The organism is Sphingomonas sp. LHG3443-2, assembly GCF_049896405.1.
Taxonomy (GTDB): domain Bacteria; phylum Pseudomonadota; class Alphaproteobacteria; order Sphingomonadales; family Sphingomonadaceae; genus Sphingomicrobium.
In genome coordinates this window covers 2,117,244-2,136,951 of record NZ_JAFCUG010000001.1, presented here as the reverse complement: position 1 = coordinate 2,136,951, position 19,708 = coordinate 2,117,244, and the positions used below count along the sequence as shown (strand labels likewise).

The 19,708-nt window shown below is 66.5% G+C and carries 18 protein-coding genes; 9 read left to right on the top strand and 9 right to left on the bottom strand.

The window, feature by feature from the left end:
* The first annotated feature begins 16 nt into the window (after positions 1 to 16).
* Complete coding sequence (locus tag ACP69Z_RS10695) at positions 17 to 898, top strand: hypothetical protein (RefSeq protein WP_426267469.1); 882 nt, start codon at positions 17 to 19, stop codon at positions 896 to 898.
* Here the strand turns inward: ACP69Z_RS10695 and ACP69Z_RS10690 are convergent.
* From ACP69Z_RS10690 to ACP69Z_RS10675, 4 genes are all read right to left on the bottom strand, one after another.
* A complete protein-coding gene (locus ACP69Z_RS10690; protein ID WP_426267468.1) occupies positions 816 to 2,096 on the bottom strand; it encodes a multidrug effflux MFS transporter in 1,281 nt (426 codons plus the stop codon). The genes ACP69Z_RS10695 and ACP69Z_RS10690 overlap by 83 nt on opposite strands.
* Before the next feature lie 12 nt (positions 2,097 to 2,108).
* Positions 2,109 to 2,897, bottom strand: a complete 789-nt coding sequence (locus ACP69Z_RS10685; RefSeq protein WP_426267467.1) for an HAD hydrolase-like protein — start codon at positions 2,895 to 2,897, stop codon at positions 2,109 to 2,111.
* A 7-nt stretch (positions 2,898 to 2,904) separates the two neighbouring features.
* A complete protein-coding gene (locus ACP69Z_RS10680) occupies positions 2,905 to 4,212 on the bottom strand; it encodes a dicarboxylate/amino acid:cation symporter (protein WP_426267466.1) in 1,308 nt (435 codons plus the stop codon).
* Positions 4,213 to 4,317: 105 nt separating this feature from the next.
* Positions 4,318 to 6,345 carry an elongation factor G gene (locus tag ACP69Z_RS10675; RefSeq protein WP_426267465.1) on the bottom strand — a complete coding sequence of 676 codons (2,028 nt, stop codon included), beginning with the start codon at positions 6,343 to 6,345 and terminating at the stop codon, positions 4,318 to 4,320.
* Positions 6,346 to 6,521: 176 nt separating this feature from the next.
* Here ACP69Z_RS10675 and ACP69Z_RS10670 point away from each other — a divergent pair, with 176 nt between their 5' ends.
* Positions 6,522 to 7,763, top strand: a complete 1,242-nt coding sequence (locus ACP69Z_RS10670; RefSeq protein ID WP_426267464.1) for a YihY/virulence factor BrkB family protein — start codon at positions 6,522 to 6,524, stop codon at positions 7,761 to 7,763.
* On the opposite strand, the gene ACP69Z_RS10665 is transcribed toward ACP69Z_RS10670, so the two are convergent.
* The 3 genes from ACP69Z_RS10665 to ACP69Z_RS10655 all read right to left on the bottom strand — a co-directional run bounded on the left by ACP69Z_RS10665 (position 7,760) and on the right by ACP69Z_RS10655 (position 10,191).
* The gene (locus tag ACP69Z_RS10665; protein WP_426267463.1) at positions 7,760 to 8,230 is read right to left on the bottom strand and encodes an NUDIX hydrolase; all 471 of its coding nucleotides are present in this window, start codon (positions 8,228 to 8,230) and stop codon (positions 7,760 to 7,762) included. The genes ACP69Z_RS10670 and ACP69Z_RS10665 overlap by 4 nt on opposite strands.
* Positions 8,231 to 8,267: 37 nt before the next feature.
* The gene (rpoH, locus tag ACP69Z_RS10660; protein ID WP_426267462.1) at positions 8,268 to 9,173 is read right to left on the bottom strand and encodes an RNA polymerase sigma factor RpoH; all 906 of its coding nucleotides are present in this window, start codon (positions 9,171 to 9,173) and stop codon (positions 8,268 to 8,270) included.
* Between the two features lie 61 nt (positions 9,174 to 9,234).
* Positions 9,235 to 10,191 carry an RluA family pseudouridine synthase gene (locus ACP69Z_RS10655; protein WP_426267461.1) on the bottom strand — a complete coding sequence of 319 codons (957 nt, stop codon included), beginning with the start codon at positions 10,189 to 10,191 and terminating at the stop codon, positions 9,235 to 9,237.
* A 92-nt stretch (positions 10,192 to 10,283) separates the two neighbouring features.
* Here ACP69Z_RS10655 and ACP69Z_RS10650 point away from each other — a divergent pair, with 92 nt between their 5' ends.
* Complete coding sequence (locus tag ACP69Z_RS10650) at positions 10,284 to 10,910, top strand: histidine phosphotransferase family protein (RefSeq protein WP_426267460.1); 627 nt, start codon at positions 10,284 to 10,286, stop codon at positions 10,908 to 10,910.
* Positions 10,911 to 10,916: 6 nt separating this feature from the next.
* Here the strand turns inward: ACP69Z_RS10650 and ACP69Z_RS10645 are convergent, their stop codons facing one another.
* Positions 10,917 to 11,906, bottom strand: coding sequence for an NAD(P)/FAD-dependent oxidoreductase (locus tag ACP69Z_RS10645; RefSeq protein WP_426267459.1), 990 nt, complete (start codon positions 11,904 to 11,906; stop codon positions 10,917 to 10,919).
* A 49-nt stretch (positions 11,907 to 11,955) separates the two neighbouring features.
* Here ACP69Z_RS10645 and ACP69Z_RS10640 point away from each other — a divergent pair, with 49 nt between their 5' ends.
* Genes ACP69Z_RS10640 through rplS form a run of 3 tightly spaced genes read left to right on the top strand, consistent with a single transcriptional unit; the run spans position 11,956 to position 13,492 of the window.
* Complete coding sequence (locus ACP69Z_RS10640; protein WP_426267458.1) at positions 11,956 to 12,366, top strand: hypothetical protein; 411 nt, start codon at positions 11,956 to 11,958, stop codon at positions 12,364 to 12,366.
* Positions 12,363 to 13,100, top strand: coding sequence for a tRNA (guanosine(37)-N1)-methyltransferase TrmD (gene trmD / locus ACP69Z_RS10635; protein WP_426268089.1), 738 nt, complete (start codon positions 12,363 to 12,365; stop codon positions 13,098 to 13,100). The genes ACP69Z_RS10640 and trmD overlap by 4 nt, the downstream gene beginning before the upstream one ends.
* On the top strand, positions 13,097 to 13,492 hold the full coding sequence (gene rplS, locus ACP69Z_RS10630; protein ID WP_426267457.1) for a 50S ribosomal protein L19: 396 nt from the start codon (positions 13,097 to 13,099) through the stop codon (positions 13,490 to 13,492). The genes trmD and rplS overlap by 4 nt, the downstream gene beginning before the upstream one ends.
* A 65-nt stretch (positions 13,493 to 13,557) precedes the next feature.
* Here the strand turns inward: rplS and ACP69Z_RS10625 are convergent, their stop codons facing one another.
* Positions 13,558 to 15,819, bottom strand: a complete 2,262-nt coding sequence (locus ACP69Z_RS10625) for a M20/M25/M40 family metallo-hydrolase (protein WP_426267456.1) — start codon at positions 15,817 to 15,819, stop codon at positions 13,558 to 13,560.
* Positions 15,820 to 15,896: 77 nt separating this feature from the next.
* Between ACP69Z_RS10625 and ACP69Z_RS10620 the strand changes: the two genes are divergently transcribed.
* From ACP69Z_RS10620 to ACP69Z_RS10610, 3 genes are all read left to right on the top strand, one after another.
* Positions 15,897 to 18,125, top strand: coding sequence for a DPP IV N-terminal domain-containing protein (locus ACP69Z_RS10620; RefSeq protein ID WP_426267455.1), 2,229 nt, complete (start codon positions 15,897 to 15,899; stop codon positions 18,123 to 18,125).
* Between the two features lie 61 nt (positions 18,126 to 18,186).
* A complete protein-coding gene (locus ACP69Z_RS10615) occupies positions 18,187 to 19,212 on the top strand; it encodes an aspartate-semialdehyde dehydrogenase (RefSeq protein ID WP_426267454.1) in 1,026 nt (341 codons plus the stop codon).
* Between the two features lie 17 nt (positions 19,213 to 19,229).
* Positions 19,230 to 19,676, top strand: coding sequence for a GFA family protein (locus ACP69Z_RS10610; RefSeq protein WP_426267453.1), 447 nt, complete (start codon positions 19,230 to 19,232; stop codon positions 19,674 to 19,676).
* Positions 19,677 to 19,708: the final 32 nt, after the last annotated feature.

Sequence of the window (19,708 nt, the reverse complement as noted above, 5' to 3'; positions counted from 1 at the left end):
GGGCGGTGCCTTCGCCATGAGCCTCGTTCGTTTGTTCGGCCTCGTCATCGATAGCGAGGTGCCACTGCCGAAGCTCGTTTCAGCGGCGGCGGATTCGGTCCCGGACGTCGTCATTCGCTATGGCGCGGTCGGCGACAAACCAGACCTCGTCATCGCGGAGGCTGGCTCCTTCAAGGTCAGCGGTGGGCGCGAGATCATTGTCGAGGCCCGGGAAGGCGTGTCCGATCGCAACCTGCGCTTGTTCCTGCTCGGAAGCGCCATGGGGCTGATCCTTCATCAGCGCGGCCTCTTCCCGCTCCACGCCAATGCGGTGGAACTGCATGGCAGCGCGATCGCCGTCGCGGGTGCGTCAGGGGCAGGCAAGTCGACGCTGGCTGCCTGGTTCGCTCGCAACGGAAGCCGCATCGTCGGCGACGACGTCATTGCGCTTAAAGCTGTAGCCGACGAAGTGCTCGCCTATCCCGGACCGCCGCGGGTGCGCTTGTGGCGTGAAGCAATGGAGCGCTTCGGTCTCGACAACGAGGGCCTCGAACCGAGCTACGCCGACGATGCGGTGGAGAAATGGGATCTGCCGGTCGCGATCGACCAGCTGGTTGCCGACCCTCTGCCGCTGCGTGCGGTCTACGTCCTGGAAGACGGGCCGGAGATCGCGATCGAACGCTGTGGCGGGGCGGCGGCCGCCTCGGCGCTCTTCGACCATACGTATCGCGGCGGCTTCGCCGATCGCCGTCCCGAATGGCGCGCGGAGCATTGGCGAACGGTCGCCGCGGTCGCCGCTTCAGTGCCGGTGTTCCGCCTCGCCCGCCCGCGCGATCTCAACCAACTTGAGGCGCTTGGCCGTGCAGTGCTGGATCATGCCGCGGCTGCAACCGCTCGAACAAACGGTGCGGATCGGTAAGCACCACCAGCGCAAGCCCGCTGATGCCGCACAGCGTCAGCCCCCAAAGATAAGGGATCTGCGTCCCGTCGAATGCCTGTCCGATTGCGAAACCGGCCAGTGCCGCGAGGATGGTGCTGAGTACGCCCTGGATCGACGACGCCATGCCCGCCACCCGCGCCATGCGTTCCATGGCAAGCGTGTTCATATTCGCCGAGCAGAAGGAGAAGCTGGCAAGCACCAGCGCCTGGCCAATCACGAAGCCGGCGAGGCCTTCGCCGATGAAGGTAGCGACCATGACATGACCCAGGGCCAGCATCGCGAATGCCAGCACACCGAAATGTGCCACGCGGCGAAGGCCGAAGCGGCCGACCAGCTTGCTGTTGGTGAAACTCGCCAGCGCCATCGGCGCCGCGACCGCGCCGAACACCACGCCGATCAGTTCGGGCCGCTTGAAGACGTCGAAGACGATCTGCTGAATCGAAGAGATGTAGCCGAGGAGACCCGCGAACAGAGCGGTCTGTGCCAGCGTGTAGCCCAGCGACTGGCGGTCGGTGACCACGGCTTTAGCGCCTTCGGCGAGGTCGGAGAGGTGCAGGGTCCGGCGATGCTCGTCGCGCAGAGTCTCGGGAATGCGCAGGAACGCCCAGGCTCCGATCACTGCGCCGTAGAGCGCGAGCACCCAGAAGATCGACTGCCACGGGCCGACGGTCAGGATCAGCTGACCGACGCTCGGGGCAAGGACCGGGACGACCATGAACACCATCGCGACCAGGCTCATCACCCGCGCCATGGCTTCACCCTCGAACAGGTCGCGGACCATGGCGAGGACGATCACCCGGGTCGCCGCCGCCGCTGCTCCCTGAAAGGCGCGACCGGCGATCAACAGCTCGAAGCTGGGGGCGGCAGAGCAGACCAGGGCGAAGCAGACGTAGACCGCGATCCCGGTCAGAAGCGTCGGCTTTCGCCCGAAACGGTCGGCCAGCGGCCCCCAGAACAGCTGACCGACGCCAAAGCCCATGGTGTAGGCGATGATGACAAGCTGGCGGCGGTTCTCTTCCTCGACACCGAGGTGGCTGGCGATATCGGCCAGCGCCGGGATCATCGCATCGATGCCTATCGCATTCAGCGCCATCAGCGCGGCAAGCAGCGCGATCGTCTCGCGCGAGCCGGGGCGCGGCCCGGCGCCGAGCGGTGAGGGGTGATGCAGGGAAACCATGAGGAGGCTGCTCTACGCGCTGGCCTGCGCGGAGGTTCCGAGGCTCGCCACGATGGCGACCGGCGCCCAGCCTTCGGCAAATCGGGCTTCTTCCCCGGCGTGGATGCCACCGGCGACAAACACCGCATCGATGCCGAAGGAGGCGGCACCCGCCATATCGGTCTGGAGCCCGTCTCCGATCGCCAGCACGGCATGTTTCGCCGGGCTGCCGCCGAGTGCCAGTGCATGCTCGTAGATTGCCGGATAGGGCTTGCCGTACCAGATGACCCGGCCACCAAGCGCTTCATAGGCGTCGGCAAGTGCGCCGGCGCAGACCATGACTTCGCCCATGTGATGAACGATGCGGTCGGGATTGAGGCAGTGCATCAGCACGTCCGCCGAGCGCCACGTCGCAAGGCGCCCGTCATAGTCGGCGACCGTCTCCCCCACGTCCAGCCCGGCACAGGCCAGCTCGTCATAACCGTCTTCCGCGATCACCAGCCCGCGGGCGGTGAGGTCGGCGCGATCGCTTTCTGTCCCGCAAAAGCCCACCGGCCGTCCGCGGACCGCGGCCAGGCCCGCTTCGCCGGCAGTGACGATCCCATCATCCAGCGCCGGGTCGAGGTCGAGCCGCAGCAATTGAGCGCGGATCGCGTCGGCGCTGCGGGGAGCGTTGGTGACGAACAGCACGCGGCGGCCCTGCTGTCGCCACGCGGTCAGTGTCTCGCGCACGCCAGGCAGGATCGCGCGCCCATCATGAACGCAGCCCCACAGGTCGCAGAAGATCAGCCGGTAGCGCTCCGGCAGGGCAGTGAGGTCCACGTGTCGCTCAGGTCTCTGGCGGGGGTGGGGGCATGTGGCTGGGCGCGGGCGTATGCTCGATCACCGGCGATTCCGGCGCGTCGAGCGGGCCTTCCCACTTGGCGACCAGCACGCTCGCCACCGCATTGCCGACGACATTGGTCGCCGATCGGCCCATGTCGAGGAAATGGTCGACGGCGAGGATCAGCAGCAGCCCGGCCTCGGGAATGTTGAACATCGCCAAGCTGCCCGCGATCACCACCAGACTGGCGCGCGGCACGCCGGCGATGCCCTTGCTGGTGATCATCAGGGTGAGGAGCAGCAGGATCTCCTGCCCGATGCTGAGGTCGATGCCATAAGCCTGCGCGATGAAGATCGTCGCAAAGGTCATGTACATCATCGAGCCGTCGAGGTTGAACGAATAGCCCAAGGGCAGCACGAAGCTGGCGATGCGCGGGGGCACGCCGAACTTGTCGAGCGCTTCCAGCGTGCGCGGATAAGCCGCTTCCGACGAGGCGGTGGAGAAGGCCAGCACCAGCGGATCGCGGATATAGCGCGCAAGATGCGACACGCGCCGCCCGACCGCCAGGAAAGCCACCCCGAACAGCAGGCACCACAGGATCACGAGCCCGAGGTAGAAGCTGCCGATGAACTGGCCGAAGGTGATGATCACCCCCGGACCATTTTCGGCGATGGAGGCGGCAACCGCGGCGAACACCGCCAGCGGCGCCAGGCGCATGACATAGCCGGTCACGACCAGCATCACCTCGACCAGGCCCTCGACGGCGCGCACAAGCGGCTTGGCCTTTTCGCCGACCGCGGTGATCGCCACACCGACGAAGAGGGAGAAAACGACGATCTGCAGGATCTCGTTCTCGGCCATGGCCGCAATGCCCGATGCCGGAACCACGTGGGTCACGAACTTGGCAAGGTCGAAGTTGGAGGTGTCGACCCCGCTCGCGGCATTGACCGGCGGCAGCGGCAGGTTGAGCCCGACGCCCGGCTGCAGCGTGTTGACCAGGATGAGGCCCAGGGTCAGCGAGATCAGGCTGGCGGTAATGAACCAGGCCATCGTTCGTGCGCCGACCCGGCCGAGCGCCGCCGTATCGCCCATGTGCGCCACGCCCGCGACCAGGGTCGCGAACACCAGCGGGGCGATGATCATCTTGATCAGCCGGAGGAAGAGGGTCGTGACGATGCCGAAATAGCCGGCGATCTCTTCCAGTTGCGCCTTGCCCTCTGGCGTCGCGTCACCGATCCCGGCGTTGATCGCCCAGCCGGTGATCAGGCCGAGAACCAGCGCTGCCAAAATGTACCAGGTCAGGCGTTTCGCCACGAAAGCATCTCCTCACGCGTCATTGCGAGGCGCGTGAGCGCCGAAGCAATCCAGTTGTGCGCTGGATTGCTTCGCTTCGCTCCCAATGACAAGCCCGGGTAGGTTTCAGGCGTCCTGCAGGTCGCGGCCTTTGACCACCTTGTCGGCCAGCGAGCCGTTGAGTTCGGCCAGATGGTCGAAGCTTGCCTCATAGGTGGCAAGCCCCTGGCTAAGGCTCCTAAGTTCGCCTTCCAGGCCCTGCAGCTCGGCTTCGGGGACCAGCGCTTCGATGCGGTCCCACCCGGCCCAGCCGTCGCGTGGACCCATGCCGAGAAGCTGGCCGCGGCGGGCGGCGAGCGCGCTTCCGACCTTGCTGCTGGCGCTGGAGGGCGTGACCACCGCGACCTTGTGCACCGGTTCGAGGAGATGCGGCTGGGCGGCGGCCAGAGCCTCCTGCATCGCGATCCGCCCTGCGGTGCGGAAGGCGAGTTCGCTCGAATCGACGCTGTGGTAGCTGCCGTCGGTCAGCGTCACCGCAACGTCCACCACCGGAAAGCCGAGCGGCCCCTTCATGCAGGCGTCGCGCACGCCCTGTTCGACCGCGGGGACATATTGCCGCGGAATGGCGCCGCCGTGGATCTGCTCGGCAAAGGCAATGCCCTCGCCGCGGCTGCGGGGGGCAAGGTCGATGACGACATCGCCGAACTGGCCATGCCCGCCCGACTGTTTCTTGTGCCGTCCGCGCTGCGTCACGCCGCGGCGGATCGATTCGCGGTAACGGACCTTGGGCTGTCGCTGCATCACCTGAACGCCGTGACGGCGCTTGAGGCGGGCAAGGACGACGCCGAATTGCTCCTCGTTGACGCCGGACAGGACCAGCGCATGATCCTCTTCGTCATGCTCGACATGCAAGGTCGGGTCTTCCTCGACGAGTTTGTGGAGGGCGCCCGATAGTTTGACGTCGTCCTTGCGGTCGGCAGGCTGGATCGCGACACGGCAATTGCGTGAGGGAAGGGGCACGTCGAGCTCGGGGGGTAGGGCGCCGCTCCCCGCCCAGTCGCCGGCGTGAAGCGCATCCGCCTTGGCGAGGGCGAGCATGCTGCCTTCGGGCGCGTCCGAAAGACGCTGGTTACGCTCGCCCTGGAGGGTGAACATGGCACTGGCCTTGATCGCCCGGCCGTCGGTCGTGCTCAGCTCCTGCCCTTCCTTGAGCGAGCCGCCGAGCAATCGCCCGATCACCAGACGGCCAAGCTGGTGCGCATGGCTGACCTTGACCGCATGAAAGGCGGGCCCGTCGACGCCGAGCCGGTCGGCGGTGGCGGAGGGGGCCGGGGCCTCGTGGCGCAGCGCCTTCATCAGGCGGCGCACGCCAAAGCTGCTGGAGGCGGACCCGAAAAGCACCGACACACCCAGATTCTCGCTCGTCTCCCGCGCGAGGTCGTCCAGTACGCGCATCGGCTCGGGCGCTTCGTCCATCAGCAATTGTTCGAGCAACGCGTCGTCGTGATCAGCGAGCTGTTCGAGGAGATGGGTGCGGGCCTGCGCTTCGACCGCGTCCAGCTCGGCCGGCATGGCGATCGGCTCGGAAGCTTGGCCCGGGCGATAATGGAACGCGCGTTCCAGTGCGATGTCGATAAAGCCGGTGACCTTGTCGCCGCTGGTGATCGGGATCTGCCGCGCGATCAGCGGCGACACGCTCAAGGGCTGGAGCGCCTCGAGCAGCTCGCCGATCGAAGCGCGCGCGCCGTCGATCCGGTTGACGAAGATCATGTGGGGAAGGCCAAGCTCGTCCAGCAACCGGAGCATCGGCGCGGCAAGGGGCGCGCGAGCTGGATCGGGGTCGACCACCACCACGGCGAGGTCGGCCAGTGCCAACGCGCGGGCGCCATCGGCCTGGAATCCGGTTCCGCCCGGCACGTCGATCAGCGCAAAACGCTCACCCAGCCAGTCGAAGCCCATGAGGTTGAGTTCGGTCGATCCGCCCCGAGCGCGCGCTTCCGGGCTCCAGTCGCCGATGCTGTTCTTGGCGGCGGTGTCGCCTTGCCGGTCGATCGTGCCGCTGGCGAACAGCATCGCCTCGGCAAGGCAGGTCTTGCCTGCACCCGCCGGACCGACCAGCGCAATGGCTCTGGTGCCCTTGATTGCCTCATGCATGGTTGCAGCTCTCCTCTCGTGCCGGTTGGGGCGCGCCGAGTCGCTGCGGGGCGCCTCCTTGCGCCAGGGACGGCAAGGCTCTGCTTCTTCGCATAGGTTGGCAAGAGGAACGGTCGCGGCGGACCGTCGGTTGGGCGCGTGTTCTTGTTCCACCCGTCCTGGAGTGCCGCGTTCCCATGGCCACCGCTGCCGCCACCGCCGACAACGGCCGCTCCGCTGCCAAGCCGACCGACATTCCCCGGCCAGGCTGGATCGAGATCGCCAAGCGCACGTGGAAAGAAGTCGGCAAGGACAATGTCGGGATCGTCGCGGCGGGCGTCGCCTTTTACTTCTTCCTCGCGCTGGTGCCGCTGCTCGGCGCGACGGTGCTCACCTATGGCCTGTTTGCCTCGCCCGAAACGGTGGTCCGCCAGGCACAGGGGCTGACCGCTTTCCTGCCGGGCGAAGCGGCCAAGCTGATCGGCGAGCAACTGCTGAACGTGGTCGAGACGTCGGGCGGCAAGAAGGGCTTCGGCCTGCTGATCGCGATCGGAGTCGCCTTCTGGGGCGCGAAGAACGCCGCCAGCGCGATCATCACCGCGCTTAACATCGCCTACGAAGAGGAAGAAAAGCGCGGTTTCGTCAAGACAACCCTGCTTGCCCTGGCGATGACCCTTGGCGCGGTCCTGATGGCCGGGATCGTGGGCGCTGCGATCGGGATCCTGTCGGCGATCGAGAAGCTGCTTCCGAAGGCTGGACCCGTCGGGCACTTCCTGACCTCGGCCGTGACCTATGCTGCCCTCGGCGCAATCGCTGCAGCCGCGGCGGCGACGCTGTTCCGCTATGGGCCGAGCCGGGAAAAGGCCAAGTGGACGTGGCTGACGCCGGGCTCCATCTTCTTCGCCGTGGTCTGGCTGCTGCTGACGCTTGCCTTCGGCTTCTACGTCCGCAACTTCGCCAGCTACGGCGCGACCTACGGCGCGCTGTCGAGCGTGGTGGTGCTGCTGACCTGGCTCTACCTGTCGAGCTACATCCTGATCTTCGGCGCCGAGCTCAACAGCGAGGTGGAGCATCAGACGGCCCGCGACACCACCGCCAAGGGCGGCGAGAGACCGCTTGGAAGCCGCGGTGCATGGAGCGCGGACAATGTCGCGGCGGGCACGGAAGAGACCAGGGGCGGCACGCCGGGAATGGGCGATGCGCCTGAACCGCGGCCTTCATTGGCCGCTTCCCCTCCGGCTCACGCCGAAGGACATCCTTATCTCGCCAGCCGTGTAGTTTCGCGCACGAGCCAACTTGCCGGTGCCCGCAAGATCTCGATGCTGAGTTCGGGGCTGGCGACGCTCGGGCTCGGCTTCCTCAAGACGCGCGGGCGGGAGAAGACGGGCGCAGCGCTGCTCGTCACCGCGGCTGGGCTCGCGCTGCTGCGCCGGCGTTAACGGCCGCCAGCGATGTCTTTCAGCACCGGGCCGAGGGAAGAGGGATGGACCAACTTCGCCGCTTCCTCCGGCGAAAACCAGCCGCGCTGCCGCTCGGAAGCCTCGGGATAATCGTCGGCTACACTGTCAACGCGCAGCGGAAACACCGCCATCTGCCACTCGATCTCACCGGCGAGGCGGTAGCGCTTGCGCTTGGGAACGACCGTCAGCACCTGGTTCGCGACCGTGCCGCTCACCCCGGCTTCTTCCCACGCCTCGCGCTTGGCCGTGGTTGCCAGCGGTCGTCCGCGTAGCGCCCAGCCGGCAGGTAGCACCCAGCGGCCGGACTTGCGAGCCTTGACCAGCAGCACCTCGAGCCGCTTGCCCTCCCGGCGCCAGCACAAGGCGCCCGCCTGCGCCGGCTTGCCGCCAAGACGCGGCACTTCCAGCGTGTAAAGGAAGCGGCACAGGGGAGTGTGGAAGCCCATGACCGCCACTTACTCCCTCATGGTTACCAAAATAACGCTAAGCCGCCGGCAGCAGCCTCTGCTCGGTCGCGCTCTTCATCAGCGCGGCCTGCAGCTTCTCGAAGGCGCGTACCTCGATCTGGCGGATCCGCTCGCGGCTGACGCCATAGACCTGCGAGAGTTCCTCGAGGGTCTTGGGATCGTCGGCCAGGCGGCGCTCGGTCAGGATGTGCTTCTCACGGTCGTTGAGCGAGCCCATCGCCGTGGTCAGAAGCGCATGGCGGACCTGCTTTTCCTCTTCCTCGGCGACCAGCTCGTCCTGCAGCGGGCCGTTGTCGACCAGGAAGTCCTGCCACTGGCTCTCGGCGCCCTCGTCACCCTTCAGGGGCGCATTGAGGCTGGTGTCGCCGCCCATGCCCATGCGGCGGTTCATCGAGATGACCTCGTCCTCGGTGACGCCGAGATCGGTCGCGATCTTGGTCACGTCGGCGGGCTTCAAGTCGCCTTCTTCGAACGCGTCGATCTGGTTCTTCATCCGGCGAAGGTTGAAGAACAGCTTCTTCTGCGCAGCGGTGGTGCCCATCTTTACGAGCGACCACGAGCGCAGGATGAATTCCTGGATGCTCGCGCGGATCCACCACATGGCGTAGGTCGCCAGGCGGAAACCCCGGTCGGGCTCGAACTTCTTGACGCCCTGCATCAGGCCAATGTTGCCTTCGCTGATCAGCTCGCTGACCGGCAGGCCATAGCCGCGATAGCCCATGGCGATCTTGGCCACGAGTCGCAGGTGGCTGTTGACCAGCCGTGCGGCCGCATCGGTGTCGTTATGCTCGCGCCAGCGCTTGGCGAGCATATATTCCTCTTCCGGTGCAAGGATCGGAAACTTCTTGATCTCAGACAGATAGCGGTTGAGCCCGACTTCGCCGGCGCCTGCTGGGATCGAAACTGCCTTCGCTTGTGCCATCGTGTTTCTTGCGTCCTTGCTTGTCCGGGCGGCTTTCCCCACCACCCTGACACCTGAAATCCTATACCCCAAGCGCTCTGAACAGTTCCTGCATATCCTGCGGAACGGCGCTTTCGAACGATAGACGGTCCTTGGTCACCGGATGAACGAAGCCGAGCCTTGCCGCATGCAACGCCTGGCGCCGGAAGTTGAGCCGGTTCAATAATTCACGCAGCTTCTGCGCCGGTGCCCGGCCATAGACCGGGTCGCCGAGCAGCGGATGGCCGATGCTGGCCATGTGGACGCGGACCTGATGCGTCCGCCCGGTCTCCAGTCGGCATTCGATCTTGGCCGCAGCGTTGGTCACTCCCAGAACCTTATAGTGGGTGACCGCCCGCTTGCCGCGATCCGCTTCGACGATCGCCATCTTCTTGCGATCGTGGGTGGAGCGGGCAAGGGCGGCATCGACGCTGCCTTCCATCTTCGCCGGTCGTCCCCCGACCGCTGCCAGATAGCGCCGCTCGATGGTATGCGCCTGGAATTGCTTGGCCAGACCCTCATGAGCAACATCGGTCTTGGCGACCACCAGCAAGCCCGACGTATCCTTGTCGATGCGGTGGACGATCCCCGGCCGTGCCACTCCGCCGATGCCGCTGAGGCGCCCAGCGCAATGGTGGAGAAGGGCATTGACCAGCGTCCCATCGAGGTTGCCGGCGGCAGGATGGACGACCAGACCGGGGGGCTTGTCGACCACCAGCAGGTGATCGTCCTCGTAGGCGATGACCAGCGGGATATCCTGCGCCGGGGCGCTCGCCTGTTCGGGCTGCGGCACGGTCAGGCGGAACTGCTCGGAGCCGTCGACCTTGAGCGAAGGATCCCGCACCAGCCGCCCCTCGCGGTCGAGTGCGCCGGCCTTGACCAGGCTCTTCAACCGCTCGCGGCTCATGGTCGGCAGGGCATCAGCAAGCGCGCGGTCGAGCCGCCAGCCCGCGTGTCCGGCGTCCAGCGCCACGTCGATGATGTCGGACCCCCCGGTCATTGGATAGGATAAATTAGGAACCGCCACGCTACTTTCAAGGTCGCCACGCATTGGGTTGAACAAATGACCAGCATCAGCCACCACGTCCGCCCATGAACGCGATCGACCTCGCCAGTCTGCTTTGCTCCCGCCTGTGCCACGACCTGCTCAGTCCGGTCGGGGCCTTGAACAACGGCCTCGAACTGATGGCCGACGAGCAGGACCCGGAGATGCGGGAGCGCTGCCTCGAACTGCTCGCAGAGAGCGCCAAGGCCAGCGCGGCCAAGCTCAAGTTCTTCCGGCTAGCCTTCGGCGCTGCTGGCGGATTTGGCGAGGAGATCGACACCCGCGAGGCGCGCACGGCGCTCGAAGGCTTGTTCGGCGCCGAAAAGAAGATCGAACTCGGCTGGATGGTCGCGGCCGACAAGCTGCCCAAGGAAGCGGTCAAGGTGCTGCTGAACCTCGCCCTGGTTGCCGGCGACGCGCTGGTCCGCGGCGGTCAGCTCGACATCGGGGCGGAACGCGGGGCCAACGGGACCGAGATCGTGATCCGTGCCGAGGGGCCGCGGCTGTTGCTCGATCCCAACCTTCGCGCGACCCTGGAACGCGGCGCTGCCGGCACCATCGAGCCGCGTGCGGCCGGGGCGTGGCTCGCCCACGCCCTCATCACCGAAGCCCGCGGCAAGCTGCAGATTTCGCCCGCAGACAGCCCAGTGCTGCTGATCGGAGCCGTCTTCTAAGACCGCTCAGGCGTCGCCGGTCTCGACCTGCTCGCGCTTGGTCTCCGATTCGTCAGGCAGCACCACTGGCTGGCGGAGCAGCGGTCGTTTGGCGGCAAGGTCGTTGCGGATGGTGGTGGCCGCTTGCCCGCCTTCGCCCATCGCGTGGCTGATCTGGTCGAGGCCGTGAACGACGTCGCCCGCCGCATACAACCCCTCGACACTGGTGCGCATTTTTTCGTCGCAGACGAGGCAGCAATCCTCCTCGTTGATCTCGGCGCCCACCATCGCCGCCAGGGCGGTGTGCGTATCGCTCCCAAGCGCGGGATAGATGCTGTCGAAGCTCAGCAGCCCGTCCGCCGTGTCGATGGTGATGCAATTCTCGACACAGCCGATCGCTTCGGCAGGACCATCGACAAGCGCCACACCGGCTTCCTCCAGCCGTTTGCGATCCTCTTCCGGAAGCTCGAGCGCGCTGTCCGGTGCGATCAGCGTCACGTCGGCGGTGTATGAGCGCAGGAAGATCGCCTCGCCGACGCCGCCCTTGCCTGATCCGATGATCCCGACGCGCTTGTCAGTCACCTCATAGCCGTCGCAGATCGGGCAATAACGGATCAGCCCGCGCGCCATGGCCTCGTCGTGAAGCTCGGGGTCCATTGGCGGCTTGCGGTTGGTAAGCCCGGTCGCCAGCAGCACGGCGCGGGCGCGCTGCGCTCCGGCGCCCCATTCAGCGGTGAACAGGCCGTCCGTTTCCTTGTCGAGCCGGTGCACGCGCCCGGTCTCGATCCTGGTGCCGTATTTCTGCGCCTGGGTGCGCATCAGTTCGAGCAGCTCCTTGCCGTTGATCCCGTCAGGATAGCCGGCATGGTTGTGGCTGCAGGGAATCCAGCTTGCCCGGCTCTTGCCTTCGTCCACCACCACGATGTCGAGGTGAAAGCGCGAAAGGTAAATGGCCGCGGTCAACCCCGCCGGGCCGCCGCCGATGATCAGGACGTCAAAAGGTGCTTCGGATGCCATGAAGCCGCAATAGCTTGGCGGGACGTATTGTTCCGCCTAGGTTGCGCCGATGGCAGAGCGCACCACTGAGGCGAGAGTGATCGCTGCTACCTGGCGCTTCATGCAAGCCCGCGGCGGCTGGGAAGGTGCCATCGAGCCAACTGACGCGATCAGCCAAGACCTTTTGATCTTTGGTATTGATGTGGACGACTTCGTGCAGGAACTGCTGAATGAATTCGGCGACGTCGTTCACACAATTCCTTGGCTTTATTACACTGATCAAACCAACTCGTACCGCGGGTGCAGAGCCTTATTCGTTGCGCCGATTTTGATCCCGTGGATGCTGCTGAAAAAGGCGGTAATGGGAAGCGATAGCTTGAGTGTCCCTGATCCAACATCTTTTCCGCACCGATTGACGCTCCGCGAGATTGCAGCAGCAATTGACGCCGGTGGTTGGTCCAAGGATTGGCAATCGCGATGACATTCCGCGCGTCCGTCCTCACCCTCTACCCGGACATGTTTCCGGGCCCGCTCGGCACGAGCCTGGCCGGGCGTGCGCTGGAGCAGGGCACGTGGAGCCTCGAGGCCACCAACATCCGCGACTTCGCCATCGACAAGCACCGCACGGTCGATGACACGCCGGCCGGGGGCGGAGCGGGAATGGTGCTGCGCTGCGACGTGCTGGCCGCGGCCATCGACAGCGTGGCCGACGGCCGCCCGATCGTGGCCATGAGTCCGCGCGGAGCACCACTCACCCAGTCAAAGGTCCGCAACCTGGTGGCAGGAGAGGGGGCCATCATTCTCTGCGGCCGTTTCGAAGGCTTCGACGAGCGAATCTTTGACGCCCGCCCCCTCGAACCCGTCTCGATCGGCGACTATATCCTCTCCGGCGGCGAACTCGGCGCGATGGTGCTGCTCGATGCTTGCGTTCGGCTGCTTCCCGGCGTAATGGGCGCCCCCGATAGCGGTGTGGACGAGAGCTTCGAAACGGGGCTGCTCGAACATCCGCATTATACCCGACCGCAAGAGTGGGAAGGGCGCACGATCCCCGAAGTGCTGCGATCGGGGGATCATGCGAAGATTGCCGCATGGCGTAAAGCCCGGGCAATCGAAGATACACGGCTACGGCGGCCGGACCTGTACGAGCGCCATGGGGGCGTCTCGCAGGCGTCGCCCTCTGGTGCGCGGCAACGAGACGAAGGTAGATCGAAGTGAACCTGATTCAGACCCTCGAGCGTGAGCAGATCGACGAGCTCACCGCCAAGCGCGCCATCCCCGAATTCCGTCCGGGCGACACGCTCCGCGTCGGCGTCCGCGTCGTCGAAGGCGAGCGCACCCGCGTCCAGAACTACGAGGGCGTCTGCATCGCCCGTTCGAACAAGGGCATCGGCTCCAACTTCACCGTTCGCAAGATCAGCTTCGGCGAAGGTGTCGAGCGCGTGTTCCCGCTCTATTCGCCGTCGATCGAAGAGATCGCCGTCGTCCGCCGCGGTGTCGTCCGCCGCGCCAAGCTTTACTACCTGCGTGGCCGCACCGGTAAGTCGGCCCGTATCGCCGAGCGCCGCGATCCGCGCCCGGCCAAGAACACGGCCGCCGCGGCCGAGTAAGGCCACAGCGTTCGCGCAAGAAACAGGGGCTCGGCCGCAAGGCCGGGCCCTTTTTCTTTCAAGCCTCAGATCCGGATGCGCTCGATAGTGATGGTGGCATCCGGCAGATATTGCGGGCGGGCATTCGCAGGCCGTGCTGCCACCAGCGGCGAAGCGGCGGCGGGCAGCGCCCAGCGCGTCCCCGTTACCTGCAGCTTGACCGGCTGCGGGCCCACCAGCAGCTCTACCACCTGACCATCGCACGACCGGCCGGTGCAGCTGAGGCTGTAGGGGCCTTTGGTGCGCCTGGCATCGATCGCGCGGACCTGCCCCGGTATGCCGAGCCCGGCGATCGCCGCTCCCTCGGGTGCGAGCAATACGATGTTGTCGGCGCCATTGGCTTGAAGCCGCAACTGGACCCGCCGCCCGCCGGGCCGCGCCACCGCTTCCACGGGCAGCGCGCGCGCCGGGACCAGCCCCGCGACCGGCCGCGCCGGGGATATCCACCGCTGGCGCGTGCCGAGCGGCAGCGTGCCGAGCCGCCACTGGCCCAGGCTCTTCCACGCTTGCGGCAACGCCTTGCAGTCGTTCACCACCGACCAGAACGGCTGATCCGGCCCGGCGCCGACGACATATTGCAGCGTCCATTGCTGCTGCCGGTCGGCGCTGTAGGCGGGGGCGAGCGCCGCCGGAATCCACGCCAGCCCGGCGAAAGCCAACGCCACCCCCGCTGCACGCGACCAGCGCAGGTCCGCCAGCAACGGCGTCGCTTCGATCAACCACGGCATCAGGAGCAACCCACCGAACGGGGCGAGGATCCACAACGGCCCGGCATTAACCAGATCCTGGATGAGCCCCAGCGCCCCGCCCATCGTCACGAATAAGGTCAAGGCGGCGAGGAGGGCGGCAACGGTCTCAACCGCCGGCCAGCGACGCGCACCGGCAAACGTGCCCACCAGGAAGATACCTGGCGGCAGGAGAAAATAAACCATCGCCCCTGGGGCGGCGACGCTGAAGGCGATGCCGATGGCGACGAACAGCAGCCACCAGGCGCGGCGCAGCTCGGCCACGCTCCAGCGCTTGCCCAGCGCCAGCAGCGCAAGACCAAGCGCAATGACCCCGGCATAGATGGCCAGCTCGGTCGCCAGGGGGTTGGCGCGCCAGAACTGTCCTTCGCGAAAGGCCCCGACCACCGCCAGTCCGGCCCACGCCGCCGCAACGGGAACAAGCAGCGCCACCAAAAGGAAGGGAACGGCGCTCGCGACGCGCAGGAAGTTGCCCAGCTTCCCCTGCCGCCGCCTCCTCACGCCGTCCGAAAGGATGGCGACGCCGAGGAGCACTCCAGCGAACAGCGGGGTCACGAGGCCGAAGGTAAACAGCCAGCGCGTGCCGATGTTCATGAACAGCCGATCACCGTCGCGCTTGCGCAGGTCGACGCCATTCTGTCCGGCCACACCGTTCGCCACCTTGAGCAACTGGTCGCCCATGTGCTGCAACGTCGCCGGATCCATCGCCGCCAGATCGTCGCCCGGCGAATGGTAGCGCGTCTCGTTGCCAATCGGGGCGAAGTTCAGCGTCAGCCAGTCGCGATCCTCGAGAAACGTGCTGACATCGGTCGAATTGGGGATCAGCCGATAGGCGCTGACCGCCAGGCTGTTGCCGACAGGATTGCGCACGGCTTGGGCGTACAGCGCCACCGCCGCCGCGTTGGGCACGGACGTCTCGAACATGTTTACCGGCCCGGTCGTGCCGCGCGCCTCGAGATTGATCAGCGTATCGACGTTACGGCTCAGCGGATCGGCATCGAGAAAGGCACGCGCCCCGATCAGCCCCAGCTCCTCGCCCTCGTTGAAGAGAAAGGTCACCGGCCGGCGCAGCGGGCGATCCTTGAGCAAGGCGAGGGCTTCCAGCATCGACGCGACACCCATGCCCGCGTCGGAGGCGCCCGGTCCGACCGGCGTGCTGTCGTAATGCGAGTTGACGAGGAGGTGCGGCGCGGCACCATCCGGGCCGATGGTGACGCGCACGTTGCGCACGCGCGCACAGCTGACCCCGCTGGAACTCTTGAGCTTGTTGCAGGCAAAGCGATCGGTCGTGACCGGCTGCAGCCCCAACGCACGCAGCTCGCCGACCAACCGCTCGCGTACGCGGTCGCTGGCAGGGCTATCGGCGGGATGCGGCGCCTGATCGCCCAGCACCCGCGCCCAGCGCGCCTTGGCCCGCACAGCATTGAACTCGCCCGCGGCATTCTCGCCCCGAAGCGGCGGCGGCAGGCTCAGCCAGCGCGTTGCCGCCATCCCCAGCAGCAGGCCAACGACGATCAGTCCAAGCAGCAGCAATCGGCGCATCGTTACCCCCCTGTCGCCGTGAGCTTAGCGGCTGCAGGCCCTTTGCCAATCGCCGCGGTCGCGGTTACCGCCGCCTCATGACTCGCGCCCTGTTGCTTGCCGCCGCCGCCACTTTCGGCCTTTCCGCGACCGCCGCCAGTGCTCAGCCGCGACAGCCGCTGACGCTGGAGCGCGTGTTCGCGGCGCCCTCGCTCTCGGGGCCCGTCCCGCGCATGGTGAAGCTATCGCCCGACGGCCGCCTCGCGACCTTGCTCCGCAATCGCCCCGACGACACCGAGCGCTACGACCTGTGGGCGATCGATCCCGCCACCGGCCAGATGCGGATGCTGGTCGACAGCAAGAAGGTCGGCAGCGGCGCCGCCTTGAGCGAAGCGGCGCGGATGCAGCAGGAGCGGGCGCGCACCGCCAATATCAAGGGTATCGTCAGCTACGAATGGGCGCCTGACGGGAAGAGCCTGCTCGTGCCCTTGGACGGCGATCTCTATCTCGCCAGCCTCGACGGACAGGTCCGCCGCCTGACCGACAGCAAGGACACCGAACTCGACGGCACGGTCAGCGAGACGGGCCGCTTCGTCTCCTTCGTCGCGGACCACGAGCTTCACGTCATCAATCTCGCCGATGGCCGTGCGGCCAAGATCACTGACGGCGCGTCAGAGACGGTCAGCTGGGGCCTCGCCGAATTCATCGCCCAGGAAGAAATGAAGCGCACCCGCGGTCACTGGTGGTCGCCGGACGACCGCCGCATCGCCGTCGCGCGGGTCGACGAAAGCGGGGTCGAGGTCGCCACCCGCGCCGCGATCGGCGCCGAAAAGACCACCGTGGTCCAGCAACGCTACCCGCGCGCGGGCACCGACAATGCCAAGGTCGATCTCTACCTCATGAACCCGGACGGCTCGGGCAAGGTGAAGGCCGACCTCGGCACCAACCCCGACGTCTATCTCACCCGCGTCGACTGGATGAAGGACGGCCGCAGCCTGATCGTCCAACGCCAGACCCGCGACCAGAAGCGCCTCGACTATCTCCGCGTCGACGCCGCGACCGGCGCGTCGACCCTGTTGTTCTCCGACACCTCGCCGACCTGGATCAACCTCCACGAAGACCTGAGGCCGCTCGAGGACGGAAGTCTGCTCTATTCCTCGGAAAAGAGCGGCCACCGCCACCTCTATCGCTGGGCGAAAGGCCGCTCGACGCCGCTGACGTCCGGACCCTGGGCGTTCGGCGAAGTGGTCGGCCTCGACGAAAAGGCCGGCAAGCTCTTCTTCACCGCCAACCGGGAACGCACCATCGAATATCAGCTCTATTCGCTCGACTATCGCAAGCGTGGTGCAAAGCCGGTGCAACTCACGCCCAACGGCACCAACAATTCGGTGACCATGGACAAGAGCGGGAAGCTCGCGGTCATCACCAGCCGCTCGGTCACCCAGCCAGCGCAGGTCTGGCTTGCCGACGCCGCGGGCAAGCGCCTCGCCTGGATCGAGGAGAACCGCCTTGCCGCCGGTCATCCCTTCGCGCCTTATTACGACCCGCGCATCGCGCCCACCTATGGCAAGCTCACCGCCGCCGACGGCAAGACCCAGCTCGACTACAGCCTGATCCTGCCGCCCGGCCTTCAGGAACGCGGCGGTAAGGCGCCGGTGCTGATGACCGTCTACGGCGGCCCGACCGCGCAGGACGTGCAAACCGGCTTCAGCGGCGCGCTCAATCAATATCTCGTCCAGCGAGGCTGGATCCTGTTCCAGGTCGTCAATCGCGGCGAAGAGGGCAGGGGCGTTGCCTTCCAGCAGCCAGCGTACCGTGCCTTGGGCGGGGTCGAAGTCGCCGACCAGCTCGCCGCATTGAAGTGGCTCAAGGCCCAGCCCTTCGTGGCTGGCGACAAGGTGGCGGTCAGCGGCTGGTCCTATGGCGGCTACATGGTGCTGAAGCTGCTCCAGGCCGCCCCCGGTGCCTTCGCGGCGGGCATCTCGGGCGCCCCGGTGACCAAGTGGGAGCTTTACGATACCCATTATACCGAGCGTTACATGGGCGACCCCCGCACCGACGGCGACGCGTATGCCAAGGCCAGCGCGCTGACCGACGCGACCAAGATCACCGATCCGCTGATGGTGATCCACGGCCTCAGCGACGACAATGTCCTGTTCCAGAACTCGACCGAGCTGATGGCCAAGCTGCAGGAAGCCAAGGTCCCGTTCGAAACGATGGTCTATCCCGGCAAGACCCATGCGGTCGCCGGCCCCAACATCTCGGTCCACCGCTACGGCACCATGCTGCGCTTCCTCGAACGCAACGGGATCGCGCCGGCCAAGTAGGTTTCGCTTGGGGGCCGCGCTCCCTATATGCGCGGCTCAGGGATTTCCGGAGAGAAGAGCCATGGGTTATCGGGTCGCCGTCGTCGGCGCGACGGGCAATGTCGGGCGCGAGATGCTGCAGATCCTGTCGGAGCGGCAGTTCCCGCTCGACGAGGTGGCGGCGCTGGCCTCCAGCCGCAGCCAGGGCGACATCATCGACTTCGGCGATGGTGGCGAAGAGATCAAGGTCCAGAACCTCGAGCATTTCGACTTCACCGGCTGGGACATCGCCCTTTTCGCCGCGGGCTCCGCGGTCAGCAAGGTCCACGCGCCGCGCGCCGCGGCCGCAAGCTGCACCGTGATCGACAACAGCTCGCTCTACCGCATGGACCCCGACGTGCCGCTGGTCGTGCCCGAAGTGAACCCCGAAGCGCTGTCCGGCTACCGCGCCCGCAACATCATCGCCAATCCGAACTGCTCCACGGCGCAGATGGTGGTGGCGCTGAAGCCCTTGCACGACGCGGCGGGGATCAAGCGGGTGGTCGTCTCGACCTACCAATCGGTCTCGGGCAGCGGCAAGCAGGGCATGGACGAGCTCTTCAACCAGTCCCGCAACATCTTCGTCGGCGACAGCGTGGAGCCCGCTTTCTACCCCAAGCAAATCGCCTTCAACGTCATCCCCCACATCGACGACTTCCTCGACGACGGCTCGACCAAGGAAGAATGGAAGATGGTGGTCGAGACCAAGAAGATCCTCGACCCCAAGATCAAGGTCACCGCGACCTGCGTCCGGGTGCCGGTGTTCGTCGGCCATTCGGAAAGCATCAATATCGAGTTCGAGCGCGAGATCGGCGCCCAGGAAGCGCAGGACATCCTGCGCGAGGCGCCCGGCGTCATGCTGGTCGATAAGCGCGAGCCGGGCGGCTACGTCACCCCGGTCGAATGCGTCGGCGACTATGCCACCTTCATCTCCCGCGTCCGCGAAGACCCGACGGTGGAGAACGGCCTCAATCTGTGGTGCGTCAGCGACAACCTCCGCAAGGGCGCGGCGCTCAACGCCGTGCAGATCGCCGAACTGCTGGGGCGGAAGCATTTGCAGAAGGGCTGAGCACAGGAGGGCAGAGAATGACGACGATGACCGGCGGCTGCGCGTGCGGCGCCAAGCGCTTCACCGCCGAGGTGGACGACGACGCCAAGCCCTATCTCTGCCACTGCCGCATGTGCCAGCGCGCCAGCGGCAACGTCAGCCTCGCCATGCTCAACGTCCGCCAGGCCGACGTGACCTGGAGCGAAGAGCCCAACTGGTATCGCAGCTCGCCGATCGCGGAGCGCCCCTTCTGCGCCACCTGCGGCACGACGCTCGGTTTCCGCTTCCTCGAAGGCAGCGAGATGATGGACCTCACCGTCGCCGCCTTCGACGATCCCTACGGCTTCAGACCGACCTCGCATTTCGGCGCCGAAAGCATGCACCGCGCTTGGCTCAACACCGAGGGCCTGCCCGAACAGCGCACCGACGACTACAAGGCGCTGCAGGACCGCTGGGAGAACGCCGGCGCGTCGCCGCCCGGATGAACCCAAAGAAAAAGGCGCCCCGGACCGACCGG

Coding starts and splice junctions, on each gene's coding strand:
- ACP69Z_RS10695 (WP_426267469.1), top strand. CDS start 17: ATGAGCCTCGTTCGTTTGTTCGGCCTCGTCATCGATAGCGAGGTGCCA.
- ACP69Z_RS10615 (WP_426267454.1), top strand. CDS start 18,187: ATGGGTTATCGGGTCGCCGTCGTCGGCGCGACGGGCAATGTCGGGCGC.
- ACP69Z_RS10665 (WP_426267463.1), bottom strand. CDS start 8,230: ATGGGCTTCCACACTCCCCTGTGCCGCTTCCTTTACACGCTGGAAGTG.
- ACP69Z_RS10620 (WP_426267455.1), top strand. CDS start 15,897: ATGACTCGCGCCCTGTTGCTTGCCGCCGCCGCCACTTTCGGCCTTTCC.
- ACP69Z_RS10675 (WP_426267465.1), bottom strand. CDS start 6,345: ATGCATGAGGCAATCAAGGGCACCAGAGCCATTGCGCTGGTCGGTCCG.
- ACP69Z_RS10655 (WP_426267461.1), bottom strand. CDS start 10,191: ATGACCGGGGGGTCCGACATCATCGACGTGGCGCTGGACGCCGGACAC.
- ACP69Z_RS10650 (WP_426267460.1), top strand. CDS start 10,284: ATGAACGCGATCGACCTCGCCAGTCTGCTTTGCTCCCGCCTGTGCCAC.
- ACP69Z_RS10640 (WP_426267458.1), top strand. CDS start 11,956: ATGGCAGAGCGCACCACTGAGGCGAGAGTGATCGCTGCTACCTGGCGC.
- trmD (WP_426268089.1), top strand. CDS start 12,363: ATGACATTCCGCGCGTCCGTCCTCACCCTCTACCCGGACATGTTTCCG.
- ACP69Z_RS10625 (WP_426267456.1), bottom strand. CDS start 15,819: ATGCGCCGATTGCTGCTGCTTGGACTGATCGTCGTTGGCCTGCTGCTG.
- ACP69Z_RS10610 (WP_426267453.1), top strand. CDS start 19,230: ATGACGACGATGACCGGCGGCTGCGCGTGCGGCGCCAAGCGCTTCACC.
- ACP69Z_RS10670 (WP_426267464.1), top strand. CDS start 6,522: ATGGCCACCGCTGCCGCCACCGCCGACAACGGCCGCTCCGCTGCCAAG.
- rpoH (WP_426267462.1), bottom strand. CDS start 9,173: ATGGCACAAGCGAAGGCAGTTTCGATCCCAGCAGGCGCCGGCGAAGTC.
- ACP69Z_RS10690 (WP_426267468.1), bottom strand. CDS start 2,096: ATGGTTTCCCTGCATCACCCCTCACCGCTCGGCGCCGGGCCGCGCCCC.
- ACP69Z_RS10645 (WP_426267459.1), bottom strand. CDS start 11,906: ATGGCATCCGAAGCACCTTTTGACGTCCTGATCATCGGCGGCGGCCCG.